At 32.0% G+C, this 14,183-nt stretch carries 10 protein-coding genes; 6 read left to right on the top strand and 4 right to left on the bottom strand.

Annotated features, from left to right (window positions below; genetic code table 11):
* Positions 1 to 9 precede the first annotated feature (9 nt).
* The 6 genes from ACLII3_RS05360 (at position 10) to ACLII3_RS05385 (ending at position 9,975) form a co-directional block, all read left to right on the top strand.
* The gene (locus tag ACLII3_RS05360; protein WP_412987094.1) at positions 10 to 1,674 is read left to right on the top strand and encodes a DUF4270 domain-containing protein; all 1,665 of its coding nucleotides are present in this window, start codon (positions 10 to 12) and stop codon (positions 1,672 to 1,674) included.
* 6 nt (positions 1,675 to 1,680) lie between these two features.
* Positions 1,681 to 3,528 carry a glutamine--fructose-6-phosphate transaminase (isomerizing) gene (gene glmS, locus ACLII3_RS05365; protein WP_412987096.1) on the top strand — a complete coding sequence of 616 codons (1,848 nt, stop codon included), beginning with the start codon at positions 1,681 to 1,683 and terminating at the stop codon, positions 3,526 to 3,528.
* 166 nt (positions 3,529 to 3,694) lie between these two features.
* A complete protein-coding gene (locus ACLII3_RS05370; protein ID WP_412987098.1) occupies positions 3,695 to 6,445 on the top strand; it encodes a TonB-dependent receptor in 2,751 nt (916 codons plus the stop codon).
* A 10-nt stretch (positions 6,446 to 6,455) separates the two neighbouring features.
* Entirely contained in the window at positions 6,456 to 7,958 is a 1,503-nt protein-coding gene (locus ACLII3_RS05375; protein WP_412987100.1) for a G-D-S-L family lipolytic protein, read from the top strand.
* A gap of 215 nt (positions 7,959 to 8,173) precedes the next feature.
* Complete coding sequence (atpD, locus tag ACLII3_RS05380; protein ID WP_412987101.1) at positions 8,174 to 9,682, top strand: F0F1 ATP synthase subunit beta; 1,509 nt, start codon at positions 8,174 to 8,176, stop codon at positions 9,680 to 9,682.
* A 17-nt stretch (positions 9,683 to 9,699) separates the two neighbouring features.
* Positions 9,700 to 9,975 carry a F0F1 ATP synthase subunit epsilon gene (locus ACLII3_RS05385; RefSeq protein ID WP_412987102.1) on the top strand — a complete coding sequence of 92 codons (276 nt, stop codon included), beginning with the start codon at positions 9,700 to 9,702 and terminating at the stop codon, positions 9,973 to 9,975.
* Positions 9,976 to 10,041: 66 nt separating this feature from the next.
* On the opposite strand, the gene ACLII3_RS05390 is transcribed toward ACLII3_RS05385, so the two are convergent.
* The 4 genes from ACLII3_RS05390 to ACLII3_RS05405 are packed head-to-tail and all read right to left on the bottom strand — an operon-like array spanning position 10,042 to position 14,054.
* Positions 10,042 to 11,130, bottom strand: a complete 1,089-nt coding sequence (locus ACLII3_RS05390; protein WP_412987104.1) for an acyltransferase family protein — start codon at positions 11,128 to 11,130, stop codon at positions 10,042 to 10,044.
* Position 11,131: 1 nt separating this feature from the next.
* Positions 11,132 to 12,463 carry a sugar MFS transporter gene (locus tag ACLII3_RS05395; protein ID WP_412987105.1) on the bottom strand — a complete coding sequence of 444 codons (1,332 nt, stop codon included), beginning with the start codon at positions 12,461 to 12,463 and terminating at the stop codon, positions 11,132 to 11,134.
* 11 nt (positions 12,464 to 12,474) lie between these two features.
* Positions 12,475 to 13,191, bottom strand: coding sequence for a LytR/AlgR family response regulator transcription factor (locus ACLII3_RS05400; RefSeq protein WP_412987106.1), 717 nt, complete (start codon positions 13,189 to 13,191; stop codon positions 12,475 to 12,477).
* Positions 13,188 to 14,054: a sensor histidine kinase gene (locus tag ACLII3_RS05405; RefSeq protein ID WP_412987107.1), complete on the bottom strand. Its 867-nt coding sequence runs from the start codon at positions 14,052 to 14,054 to the stop codon at positions 13,188 to 13,190. Before ACLII3_RS05405 ends, ACLII3_RS05400 begins: the two co-directional genes overlap by 4 nt.
* Between the last annotated feature and the right edge of the window lie 129 nt (positions 14,055 to 14,183).

Here is a 14,183-nt window from a genome sequence, read left to right on the forward strand (position 1 = left end):
ACTATTTACATGAAAAAGAGAAAATTAGTTTTAAAGAATATTGCTTTATTAGCGTTTATTAGTTTAGGTTTTATAGCCTGTGAAAGAGATTTTACAGAAATTGGAACAGGTATAGTTGGCGATGACAATTTTAATACAACTAGTCAAACATATCCTGTAATTACTTATAATAAAAGAGTAACTCCAATTCAAAGTAACGCCCTTCCGGATAACCTATTAGGTTTTTATAATGATCCTGATTTTGGTGAAACTACAGTAAATTTTGTAAGTCAATTAACACCTTCAAAAATTGACCCAACTTTTGGTGATAACGTGGTTTTAGACTCTGTAATACTAACTATCCCTTTTTATAGTTCTGCTATTGACTTAGATGATGAAAACAATGTTGTCTATGAACTAGATTCAGTATATCCTAAAAACAACTTCACTCCAATGAATATTTCGATTTATAGAAGTGATTATTTTTTAAGAGATTTTGACCCTACAGAAGACTTTGAGACATCTCAAAAGTATTATTCAAATGGAGCAACATCTGAAAATGATATTATTAGTCCAACTCAACTTGAAGGTGAGTTAATTTATTCGGTTGAAGAATTTACTCCTAACGAAGAAATCATAATTTTAACCGAAGAAAACGAAGATGGCGAACAAGAAGAAACATCTCGTTTAGTACCTAGCATAAGACTAAATTTAATTGACCAACCAGATAATTTTGATCAAGTTTTTTGGGAAAACTTAATATTTGCCAAAGAAGGCGAACCAGAGTTAAGTAACTTGAATAATTTTTACGATTACTTTAGAGGTTTATATTTTAAAATTGATAGCGAAGATGGCAATGGTACATTAATGCAACTAGACTTATCTGATACTGATAAATCTACTCTTATTATGTATTACACAAGTGACATAACCTCTACAATTAATGACGAGGAACAGGTTGAAGAACGTCAAGGCGAATATGAAATGACTTTTTCAGGAAATAGAGTAAATATTTTCAACAATCAGTTTAATCCTCAAATATTGCAAGAAATTCAAGACGCTGATCCTGTTAACGGAGATGAAAGATTGTTCTTAAAAGGAGGTGAAGGCTCAATGGCAATCATTGACATCTTTACTGAAGATGAAGAAGGAAATACTTTCAATGATTACATGAATGAATATAGAAGCACCGATGATTCAGGTAATATTATTGAAACCAAAAGATTGGTAAATGAAGCATATATAGAATTTTATGTTGACCATTTAAATTCTCAAAATGACCCTAATCGTGTTTATTTATATGACTTAAAGAACAACCTACCTTTAATAGATCATTTTTTAGATGTCACTACAAATACAACTTCTAATGATGGTAAATTTCGTCATTTAGTTCCTCTAGAAACAATAGAAGATGAGTTAGGAGTAGTTATTTCTAAAAAATATAAAGTAAGAGTTACTGAACATATTAACAACATGATTCTTAGAGATTCATCAAATGTAAAATTAGGTCTTGTTGTTACCTCAAATGTTAGCTCTACAACCAATTATAATGTGTTAAATGAAGAAGAAAATTTCACTAATTTTCCTTCAGGAGCAATCTTAACCCCAAAAAGTACTATTCTTCATGGAAGTAAATCATCTGATGAAGACAAAAAAGTAAAACTCAAAATCTATTATACAGAACCTAATAACTAAGAAAATATGTGTGGAATTGTTGGATATATTGGCCATCGTGAGGCTTACCCTATTATATTAAAAGGATTAAAACGTTTAGAATATAGAGGATATGACAGTGCTGGAATAGCTCTTTATGATGGAAATGACATTAAGCTGTCTAAAACAAAAGGTAAAGTTGACGATTTACAAAAAAGATTAGAAAGCGAAATTCCAACTATAGGTAATTTAGGTATTGGTCATACACGTTGGGCAACTCATGGAGTCCCAAACGATGTTAACTCTCACCCACACTATTCAAATTCTGGTGATTTAGTTATTATTCATAATGGAATTATTGAAAATTATGAAGCCCTTAAACAAGAGCTTACTAAAAGAGGTTATACATTCACTTCAGATACAGATACAGAAGTACTTATAAACCTTATTGAAGAAATTAAAAAAAGTGAAAACATAAAACTTGGTAAAGCTGTACAAATAGCATTAAACCAAGTTGTTGGAGCCTACGCCATTGCAGTATTTGACAAAAATAAACCAAATGAAATTGTAGTAGCAAGACTTGGAAGTCCATTAGCAATTGGTATTGGGGAAGATGAATTCTTTATTGCTAGTGATGCATCACCATTTATAGAATACACTAATAATGCCATATACCTAGAAGATGAAGAAATGGCTGTAGTTAGAAGAGGTAAAGATGTAAAGGTTAGAAAAATTAAAGACGATTCTACTGTAGACCCTTATATTCAAGAGCTTCAAATGAATCTTGAACAAATTGAAAAAGGTGGCTACGAACACTTCATGCTTAAAGAAATTTACGAGCAACCTCATGCTATAAAAGACACTTATAGAGGACGTCTATTAAGTGATGAAGCTATAGTAAAAATGGCAGGTATTGAGGACAACATGAAAAAATTCTTAAATGCTGATAGAATTATTGTTGTTGCTTGTGGGACTTCATGGCATGCTGGATTAGTTTCTGAATACATATTTGAAGATTTAGCTAGAATTCCTGTAGAAGTAGAATACGCTTCTGAGTTTAGATATAGAAATCCTATTATTACAGAAAAAGATGTCGTAATTGCTATCTCTCAATCTGGAGAAACAGCAGACACACTTGCTGCTATTAAATTAGCAAAGTCAAAAGGAGCATTTGTTTTTGGAGTTTGTAATGTAGTTGGTTCATCTATTGCAAGAGAAACTCACGCAGGTGCATACACTCATGCAGGTCCTGAAATTGGAGTAGCATCAACAAAAGCTTTTACTACCCAAATTACTGTTTTATCTCTAATTGCATTACGATTAGCTAGAGCAAAAGGAACTATTTCTAGTTCAGACTTTAGGCACCATTTAATTGAATTAGAAATGATTCCATCTAAAGTTGAAAAAGCCTTAGAATCTGATGACTACGTTAAATCTATAGCAAATATTTACAAAGACGCTAGCAACTTTTTATACTTAGGAAGAGGTTACAATTTCCCTGTAGCTCTTGAAGGCGCTTTAAAACTTAAAGAAATTTCATATATACATGCAGAAGGTTATCCAGCTGCTGAAATGAAACATGGACCTATAGCTTTAATTGATGAAAATATGCCAATTGTAGTCATAGCTACCAAGAAAGGTCATTACGAAAAAGTAGTAAGTAACATTCAAGAGATTAAGTCTAGAAAAGGAAAAATAATTGGTATCGTTACTGAAGGTGATGAGGATGTTAAAAAACTTGCAGACCATGTTATTGAGGTTCCAGAAACTATCGAATCTCTTTCTCCTTTGTTAACTACTATTCCGTTACAACTACTATCTTATCACATTGCAGTAATGTTAGATAAAAATGTGGATCAACCTCGTAATTTAGCAAAATCAGTTACTGTAGAGTAAATTCTTATATAGGTTTGTTCTCATTAATTTAAATTAACATTAGGTTAATTCTTTTATCAAATTCATAATATTTATCTCTTTTTTTAGAGAAAAAGTATTATGCATGCATGTTTTTTTTTATTTTTATATATATATTGCTTACCAATTAATTTAATTATCACCCAATATGAGAACATTTATTAAGATTTTTATCTTGCTATTTTGTGTGTCAACTTATGCACAAACTACAGTTAAAGGTAATGTAACAGATGATAGTGGGCAGCCTTTACCTGGTGCTAATGTTATTGTTGTAGGAACAACAACTGGAACTGTTACAGATTTTGACGGAAACTTTACATTAACTGTAAATCAAGACCCTCCATTTTCAATACAAATTAGTAGTGTTGGCTTTGAATCATCAACTCAAGAAGTTACATCAAACAACCAAACAATAAATGTTGTTTTAAAAGAAGGTAACGAACTTGATGAAGTTGTTATTTCTGCTTCCAGAACTCCAGAGCGTATTTTTGAATCGCCTGTAACTGTGGAACGCTTTGGATTAAAAGAAATAAAAAATACTGCTTCAGCCGATTTTTATGATGGTTTAGAAAATCTTAAAGGTGTAGATATAAACACAAATAGTTTAACCTTTAAATCAATTAACACAAGAGGTTTTGCAACATTTGCAAACAATCGTTTTATGCAATTAGTTGATGGTATGGACAACTCAACGCCTGCATTAAATTTCCCTATAGGTAACTTAGTAGGAATGATAGAAACTGATGTTCAAAGTGTAGAATTACTTCCTGGAGCTTCATCAGCATTATATGGAGCCAATGCTTTTAATGGTATTTTATTTATGAGAAGTAAAAATCCATTTGACCATGCTGGAATTAGTGCTTATTACAAACAAGGAATTACATCTCAAGAAGCAGCAGGTGATAATAACTATACCGATTTTGGTATTAGAATGGCTCATAAATTTAGTAACAAATTTGCAGCTAAGGTTAACTTTGCTTATCTAAAAGGTACTGATTGGGCTGCTACTAGTGAAGTAGACAAAACTGTTGTTGGTGGTACAAGAGCATCTAATGTAAATTATGATGGAATTAATGTATATGGAGATGAAGTAGCAACTAATATTAGAGCAGCTTCTGGAGGTTTAGGTATTATACCTGATGTGGTTGTAAGTAGAACTGGATATAATGAAAGAGATTTAACCGATTATAATGCAGAAAGTGTAAAAGCAGATTGGGGATTATATTTCCGTCCTTGGGAAAATGATTTTGAAATAAGCTATCAAGGAAAAGTTGGTACTGGAACAACAATCTACCAAGGAACTAATAGATATAGTATTGCTAACTTTAGACAACAACAACATAAACTTGAATTAAAAAACGATAATTTCTTCTTGAGAGGTTATGTTGTTTCCGATAATGCTGGTGATTCATACGATATGGTATTTACAGGAATCAATATTAATAGAGCTTGGAAAAGTGATGAACAATGGTTTGGGGAATACATTAACACTTATGCTGGTGCTACATTAGGTGGTGCTACAGACGAACAAGCACATGCTTTAGCAAGAGCTCAAGCAGACACAGGGCGCTACGAACCTGGTTCACCAGAATTTATTGCGGCTTTTAATAGAAGTGTAAATGACCCTAATTTATCTACAGGTTCTAAGTTCCAAGATGAATCAAAATATTATCATGCAGATGCTAATTATAACTTTAGCCATTTAGTTGACTTTGCAGATATCCAAGTGGGTGGTTCTTATAGAAAATATAAATTGAACTCTTCCGGAACAATCTATACTGATTATGACGGTACAATTGATTATTCTGAATTTGGTATTTATACTCAAATTCAAAAAAGTTTAGAGTTAAACAATGACATGGAATTAAAACTTACAGGTTCAGCTCGTTATGATAAATCAGAATTTTTTGATGGTTTCGTTTCTCCAAGAATTTCTGCAGGTTTAACTTTAAATAAAAATCACAACCTTAGGGCATCTGTTCAAACAGGATTTAGAAACCCTACAACTCAAGACTTATTCATTGGCTTAGATGCTGGTAGAGCTATACTTGTAGGTGCTGCTCCAGAAAACTTAGATAGATACTCTAGAAGCTATCAAATAAGTGGTGCTGGACAACAATTAGGTGTCCCAGCTGTTGTTAATCAAACTGGTGCTGCCGCTTACAATAACTCTTATACAGCTAGTTCTGCATTAGCATTAGCTGAAACTGGAGACCCTTCGGTTTTAGAAGTCGCAAATCCTAGCTTAGTAAAACCTGAACAAATCACAACAGGAGAAGTAGGTTATAGAGGTAAATTTGAAAAAATAACTGTTGATTTTAGCGCTTATTATAATAGCTATAAAGATTTTATTTCTCAAGAAGTAGTTGTATCTCCTTTATATGGTACAGCTGGAGATGGTTCATTATCAATAGCTGCATTAGCAAATGGTGATAGTCAAGCATATAGCACTTACACAAACTCTGAAGCAAAAGTTAACTCTTATGGAGCCTCAGTATCAGTATCTACTAAAGTTTTTGGTAATTTTGATTTAAGTGGAAGTTATACTTATGCAAAATTAGACTTTGACCAAGAAAAATACCCAGATTTCACAACTAACTTTAACACCCCAGAGCATAAATTCAAAGCTTCTTTTGGAAATACTGAGCTATTTAAAAACTTTGGATTTAACATAGCATATAGATTTAGTGACGATTATTTTTGGGAAGCTACATTTGGTAATGGTGTCGTACCAGAATTCCATGTCGTAGATGCTCAGATTAATTTAAAAGTTCCTAGCTTAAAATCTACATTTAAAGCTGGAGCAACTAACCTTCTAGGAGACGAATACTTTACTGCATTTGGTACTGGATTTATTGGATCACAGTATTATGTTTCTTGGACAATTAATAACCTATAAAATTATCGCAATGAAAACTATCAAATATATTTTATTATCGGCTGTTTTAGTAAGTTTTACAGCTTGTAACGACCCTGAAGACTTTGTTGACGCTCCTGAAGAAATAATTGCTCCTGATTTAACATCTGGTAGCGCAGATTTATCAAACTATGTTGCTATTGGAGCATCATTTACTGCTGGATTTACAGACAATGCATTATTCATGGCAAGTCAAGAAAATTCATTTCCTAATATTATGTCGCAAATGTTTGCCCAAGCAAATGGAGGTACTTTTAATCAGCCTTGGACAAACGATAATGTAGGTGGATTGCTATTAGGAGGTAACCCTATTGCAGCTCCTCGTTTATACTTTGATGGTGCTGGACCAGCTTTATTACCTGCTGCTCCAACTACTGAAGTATCAAACATATTGTCTGGACCTTTTAATAATATGGGAGTTCCAGGTGCTAAAAGTTTCCACATTGTTGCTAATGGTTATGGTAATATTGCTGGAATAGGTAGTTTTGCAAACCCTTACTTTGTAAGAATGGCTTCTAACCCTAACGCAAGCGTACTAGAAGATGCTTTAGCACAAAATCCAACATTTTTTACAATTTCAGAAATAGGTGGTAACGATGTTTTAGGTTATGCTACTTCTGGAGGAAGTGGAGTTGATCAAACTGGAAACCTTGACCCTGCTACTTATGGTAGTAATGATATTACTGATCCTAATGTATTTGCTCAAGTAGTAAGTACAATGGTAACTGCTTTATCATCAAATGGATCTAAGGGTGTAATTGCTACTGTACCTAGTATTATATACTTACCACATTTTACTACAGTACCGCACAACCCTGTACCATTAGATGCAGCTACTGCTGGTGCAGTAAATCAAGGTTATGCACCTTACAATGGTGGTTTATTACAAGCTGAATCTTTTGGATTTATATCTGCCGAAGAAAGAGCTCAAAGAACAATTAATTTTGCAGAAGGGCAAAATGCTGTAGTTATTATTGATGAAGATTTAACAGATTTATCTGGACTAGGTTTACCTAGTTACAGACAAGCAACAGCAAACGATTTATTAGTGTTACCTAGCTCTTCTTTTATTGGAACGTTAGCTGACCCAAACAACCCTTTATCTGTAAATGGTGTTGCAGTTCCTTTAGCTGATAATTGGGTATTAACTCCAGAAGAACAAGAAAATATAGCTGTAGCAACTCAAGCTTATAATAATACTATTATGGCACTTGCAAATTCAAATGAAAATTTAGCTTTATTAGATTTAGATGCTATTTTAATTGAAGCTTCTACAACTGGTATTGAGTTTGATGAATTTATTATGTCAACTGATTTAGTGATGGGAGGTTTAGTAAGTTTAGATGGAATTCATTTAACTGCTAGAGGATATGCTTTAATGGCTAACAAATTTTTAGAAGCAATGGACATATCTTTTGGTTCTAACTTTGTTGAATCTGGTGCTTTAGCTAAAGCTGGTGATTACCCAACAAACTATTCGCCAATGCTACAATAAACAAAATATCATATTTATAAAAAACCCAGAATTATGTTCTGGGTTTTTTATTTTACAATATATCAATAAGGTATGTAAAAAAAGGGCTTTTTTAATGCCTAAATATTTTGATTAAAAATCTATCATTTTTTTAATTAAAAAATATATCTTTGCAGCGCGAAAATCTAGCTGATTTTTCATTAAATATTTTAGCAAAAAACAAAAACATATAAGTAATGTCAAAAGTTACAGGTAAAGTTGCACAAATAGTAGGTCCAGTAATCGATGTTGAATTCGGTTCTGGTGCTGAACTTCCAAAGATTTATGATTCGTTAGAAATTAACAGACCTGATGGTTCAACATTAGTACTTGAAGTACAATCTCACATTGGTGAAGATACTGTACGTACTATTGCAATGGACTCTTCTGATGGTTTAAGTAGAGGAACTGAAGTTGTTGCAACTGGTGCTCCAATACAAATGCCAATTGGAGAAGATGTTTATGGACGTCTTTTTAATGTAATTGGAGATGCTATTGATGGTCTTGGTGATTTACCAAAAACTGATGCTGATGGTCTTCCAATTCACAGACAAGCACCTAAGTTTGAGGATTTATCAACTTCTACTGAAGTTTTATTTACAGGTATTAAAGTAATTGACCTTATCGAGCCTTATGCAAAAGGAGGTAAGATTGGATTATTTGGTGGTGCTGGTGTAGGTAAAACAGTATTAATTCAGGAGTTAATTAACAACATTGCTAAGGGACATGGTGGACTTTCAGTATTCGCAGGAGTAGGTGAAAGAACTCGTGAAGGTAACGATTTACTTCGTGAAATGTTAGAGTCTGGAATTATCAAATATGGTGATGACTTTATGCATTCTATGGAAGAAGGTGGTTGGGATCTTCAAAAGGTTGACAAGAAAGCTATGTTAGACTCTAAAGCTACTTTCGTATTCGGACAAATGAATGAGCCTCCTGGAGCACGTGCTCGTGTTGCATTATCTGGTTTAACAATTGCTGAATACTTCCGTGATGGAGCTGGAGATGGACAAGGAAAAGATGTACTTTTCTTCGTAGATAACATCTTCCGTTTTACACAAGCTGGTTCTGAGGTATCTGCATTACTTGGTCGTATGCCATCTGCCGTAGGTTACCAACCTACATTAGCAACAGAAATGGGTGCTATGCAAGAGCGTATTACTTCAACTAAAAAAGGATCAATTACATCTGTACAAGCAGTATATGTACCTGCGGATGATTTAACTGACCCTGCACCTGCTACTACGTTTGCTCACTTAGATGCAACAACAGTATTATCTCGTAAAATTGCTGAGCTTGGTATTTACCCAGCGGTAGATCCATTAGATTCTACTTCTCGTATTTTAACGGCTGATATTTTAGGTGATGAGCATTATGATTGTGCACAACGCGTAAAAGAGTTATTACAACGTTATAAAGAATTACAAGATATTATTGCTATTCTTGGTATGGAAGAATTATCTGAAGAAGATAAAATGGCTGTAGGACGTGCACGTCGTGTACAACGTTTCTTATCACAACCATTCCACGTAGCAGAGCAGTTTACAGGAATTCCAGGTGTATTAGTAGATATTAAAGAAACTATTAAAGGATTTAACATGATTATGGATGGTGAATTAGATCACTTACCAGAAGCAGCGTTTAACCTTAAAGGAACTATCGAAGAAGCTATTGAAGCTGGAGAGAAAATGCTTGCTGAAGCTTAATATTAAAACAACAATCTATGCTTTTAGAAATTGTAACACCAGAAGCCACTTTATTTAGTGGAGAAGTAGATTCAGTTGCTGTTCCAGGTGTGAATGGTGAGTTTCAAATGTTAAACAATCACGCGCCTATCGTTTCTATTTTAAAAGATGGATACGTGAAAATCTCTGGAAATATTCAATTAGAAGAAGAGGTTGAAGCTAAGTTTGAGAAAAAAGGTAATGCTACTTGGTTAGCTATCAATTCTGGAACTATTGAAATGAAAGACAATAAAGTAATCCTTTTAGCTGATTAATTTATTTCTAAATAAATAATAAAAAACGCGAAACTTATGTTTCGCGTTTTTTTGTTATTAAAACACTTATACTTTAATAAATATCTTTTTTCTATACATAATGTAACCTAATAACAAATAAAAAGCTACTACTGTTAATGCGTATAATAAAGATGAAAATTTATCACTCATAAAATCATGAGTATAAATAGTGGTGTATATCCAAGAGTGAATATTATCATTCTCTCCTATTTTAACTTGATAAAAAATACTTGTAATAAAACTTGATAAGAAATATACAGTAATAGCATTCATGCCTGCATATTTAAGCATTGATCCTATTTGAATTGATTTAATATCTGTAAAATAATATATAATAGCTAGTATAAGTGTTCCCCAACCACTTGTAACTAACACAAAACTACTACTCCATATTGCTTTATTAATAGGGAACCAAATATTAAAAATATATCCAGAAACTAGAAGTAATAATCCTGTTCCAAATAACAAATAAACTCTATTATTAAGATTATCTAAAAGCCTAGCTACTAATATTCCAAACAAACAACTTATAATGGATGGAAGAGTACTAAAAAAACCTTCAGGATCGTAGTCAGTCTTCCACATATGACTACCTAACAAGTTAGAATCAATATACATTGCCCAATTATTTGGCGCTCTATCAAACGTAGGACTTATCCCTTCAGGTAAAATCATAAAACCAAGGAATAACCAATAGCCTAATAATACTGAACAACTAATTGCTAAAATTGTTTTCCAACTACAGTTAAGGTATAGAACTGCGGAAATAAAAAAGACAATTCCAATACGCTGTAAGACACCTGGAAATCTTAATGTTTCCCATTCACCTATAAAAGGAAAATAAGGTGTAAACCAATTTAAAACTAATCCTAAGCCAATAAGTTTTAAACTTCTAATAATTACTTTTTTATAAGTCTCGACTGAATTAGACTTATTTTTATAAGCAAAGTATATTGATATACCTACAATAAATAAAAAGAATGGAAAAATAAGATCTGTTGGTGTTAATCCATGCCATTCAGCATGCAATAAAGGTTTATATACATGACTCCACGTACCAGGAGTATTAACCAATATCATAGCTGCAATCGTGAACCCTCTTAAAAAATCAACAGATTCAATTCTTTTGGCCATCTTACTTCTTTTTCAATCCTAACTTATGACCTGCTAAAGCATAATAAAGAATAATAACATAACATGGTAAAAGTATCCAATAACTACTTGTAGACGCTGTAGAAAGTGCTTCGGCATCAGCAATTCCATTAGCAACTAATTCATGCTTATTATTATCAACTAATCTTCCGTATAATGGAGGAATAATTGCTCCACCTGATATTGCCATTATTAATAAAGCTGATGCTGTTTTAGTAAACTTTCCTAAACCTTGAAGTGTTAAAGGCCATACTGCTGGCCAAACTAAAGCATTAGCGATTCCTAAAGCTGCTACAAATAGTACTGAAGTAAAACCACTAGTAAATAAAATACAAATTGTAAAAATGATTCCTAAAACTGCACTTATTCGTAATGCTTTTCCTTGACTTATATACTTAGGAATCAAGAACACTCCAAGAGCATAAGTAGCAACCATAGCCATTAAAGTAAATGTCGTGAAAAACTTAGCATCTTCTGCAGAAAAACCAAGTGATATTCCGTAGGCTATTATTGTATCACCAGCAATTACTTCGGCACCAACATATACAAACAATGTTAAAACACCCAACCATAAATGAGGGAATTGAAAAATACTTGTTTTTGTAGTTTCTCCTTCATTAGTTTCCTCAATTGGTTCTGCTTCAACATGAGGTAATGGTGCCTTTCTTATTAACAATCCTAACAACACCAAAATAACAGCCATAACAATATAAGGTGTTACAACACTATCTGCCATGGTATCTAGTAATTGATTCTTTTCTTCTAATGAAACTGTACTTAATTTATCTTTTATTTCATCTATTCCTGATAATAATAGTGCTCCAAAAATTAAAGAACCCAATGCACCAGCAACTTTGTTAGCTATACCCATAATGGCAATACGTTTAGCGCCACTTTCAATAGGCCCTAAAATTGTTATATATGGATTTGCTGCTGTTTGCAGTAAAGTCATTCCTATTCCTTGAACAAAAATACCTGTTAAAAACACCCAATATGTTCTTGCTCCAGCAGCTGGAATAAAAATTAAAGCTCCAATTGCCATAACAATTAATCCTAAAGACATTCCTTTTCTATAACCAATTTTCTTTAAGATATAAGAAGCTGGTAAAGCCATTACAACAAACGATATATACGATGCAGTAGCTACTAAATAAGATTGTGCATCGGTTAACTCGTTAATTGTTTTCATAAATGGAATAAGTGCTCCATTAATCCAAGTAACAAAACCAAAAATGAAAAATAATCCAGCAATGATAACTATTGGAATTAAATTGTTGTTTTTGCCTGATGACGTTTGATTGTTTGAATTTGACATGTTGTATTAGTTTAGTTTTCGTCGTTAGTATTTAAAATGCGCTCTTTTGTAATTTTAAGGTAGTTTCTACCTATAGGAATCTTTCTATTTGCTATTTCTACAGTATTCCCTTCAATGGCTTCAATTTTATTTATTGAAATTGTATAGGAACGATGTACTCTAATAAAATTTGATTGTGGGAGTTCTTCAGTAATAGCAGAAAGTGATTTATGCACTACATAATCACCTATTTTAGTGATTACTTTAATATAGTCTTTAAGGCTTTCTATATATAGAATATCGTTTAAGTTAACCTTTACTAGTTTTTTATTTACTTTCAAAAATATATGTGGCTCTTGCTGAAGATTTGCATCTCCACTAGCACTCGACACATAAACCTGTTGGTAAACTTTATTTATTGTTTTTAAAAAGCGATTAAAAGGTATTGGTTTTACTAAGTAATCAAGAACATTTAACTCAAAACTCTTAACAGCGTATTCTCTATAAGCAGTAGTAATAACTATTAGTGGCTTGTGATTTAGATTTTCTATAAAAGAAAAACCTGTCATTTGTGGCATATTGATATCTAGAAAAATAACATCAATCTTTTCACGTTCTAATACACCATAAGCCTTTAATGGGTTATTAAATGTTTCTACTACTTCAATATGATCAAAGTTCTTTAAATGATCTTCAATTACATTAATTGCCAAAGGCTCATCATCTATAATTACACATTTAATTTTCATTTGATTGGAATTTTTAAATAAAGATTATAATTATTTTCTTTTACATTAGTTTCTAAAATATAATCATTAAAAAATAATAAATTCAATCTTCTTTTAGAATTTGCAATTCCTATTCCATGTTTACTACTAATATTTGCTGAAGGATTAAAGTTATTTGACAACTTAAATTCTAAGTAATGTTTATCAATTACTTCAAAACTCATATTTATTAAAACCTTATCATTATCTTTTAATCCATGTTTAAAACAATTTTCCACAAAAGACAATAATAATAAAGGAGGCACCTCTATATCTTCAATATCTCCAGTTATATCAATTTCACATTCAACTCTATTTTCAAATCTTAATCGTTCAATATCTACAAAGTTATTTATATGATTTATTTCTTTAAGTAAACTAGCTCTAGAATCGTTAACATCATAAAGAACGTATTGCATCATTTCAGACAACTTAATCACCAATCTAGGTGCATTATCAGATTTTTTTAGAGCCAAGGCATACAAATTGTTAAGTGTATTAAAGAAAAAGTGCGGTTGAATTTGAGTTCTTAAATATTTCAACTCTGTACTTAATTGAAGTTTTGCTAAATCTTCATTTCTACGCTTTTCTATAGACCAGTCAATCACTAATTTAATAGCAGTTACAAATCCAATAACATAAAGCTCACCCAATATTACTGCAATAACATGATTAAGTTCTAAAAATCTACCAGTATCTTCAGCTTCAGGCCATATTTCTTTTGTAACTAAAAGATAGTTTAATCCCGTTCTTACCAAATAAACTAAAACTAGTATTAAAATTAAATACCCAATATAAGCTCTATACTTCTTCCTTAATATATACTTAGGAATCAAAAAATACACATTTATATAAACTATAATAATATGTATAGGAAACTCAACTAAGTTAGACTTTATAGAATACCAATAGTCATTAAAATAACTTCCCCATCTAATTACATTAAATGCAAAATAGCCTATCCAGAAGATGAT

The sequence above is a fragment of the Pontimicrobium sp. IMCC45349 genome, from assembly GCF_047219225.1.
Taxonomy (GTDB): domain Bacteria; phylum Bacteroidota; class Bacteroidia; order Flavobacteriales; family Flavobacteriaceae; genus IMCC45349.

Excerpts from the sequence above, each read along its gene's own strand:
- ACLII3_RS05360 (WP_412987094.1), top strand. The coding sequence starts at position 10 with ATGAAAAAGAGAAAATTAGTTTTAAAGAATATTGCTTTATTAGCGTTT.
- glmS (WP_412987096.1), top strand. The coding sequence starts at position 1,681 with ATGTGTGGAATTGTTGGATATATTGGCCATCGTGAGGCTTACCCTATT.
- ACLII3_RS05370 (WP_412987098.1), top strand. The coding sequence starts at position 3,695 with ATGAGAACATTTATTAAGATTTTTATCTTGCTATTTTGTGTGTCAACT.
- ACLII3_RS05375 (WP_412987100.1), top strand. The coding sequence starts at position 6,456 with ATGAAAACTATCAAATATATTTTATTATCGGCTGTTTTAGTAAGTTTT.
- atpD (WP_412987101.1), top strand. The coding sequence starts at position 8,174 with ATGTCAAAAGTTACAGGTAAAGTTGCACAAATAGTAGGTCCAGTAATC.
- ACLII3_RS05385 (WP_412987102.1), top strand. The coding sequence starts at position 9,700 with ATGCTTTTAGAAATTGTAACACCAGAAGCCACTTTATTTAGTGGAGAA.
- ACLII3_RS05390 (WP_412987104.1), bottom strand. The coding sequence starts at position 11,130 with ATGGCCAAAAGAATTGAATCTGTTGATTTTTTAAGAGGGTTCACGATT.
- ACLII3_RS05395 (WP_412987105.1), bottom strand. The coding sequence starts at position 12,463 with ATGTCAAATTCAAACAATCAAACGTCATCAGGCAAAAACAACAATTTA.
- ACLII3_RS05400 (WP_412987106.1), bottom strand. The coding sequence starts at position 13,191 with ATGAAAATTAAATGTGTAATTATAGATGATGAGCCTTTGGCAATTAAT.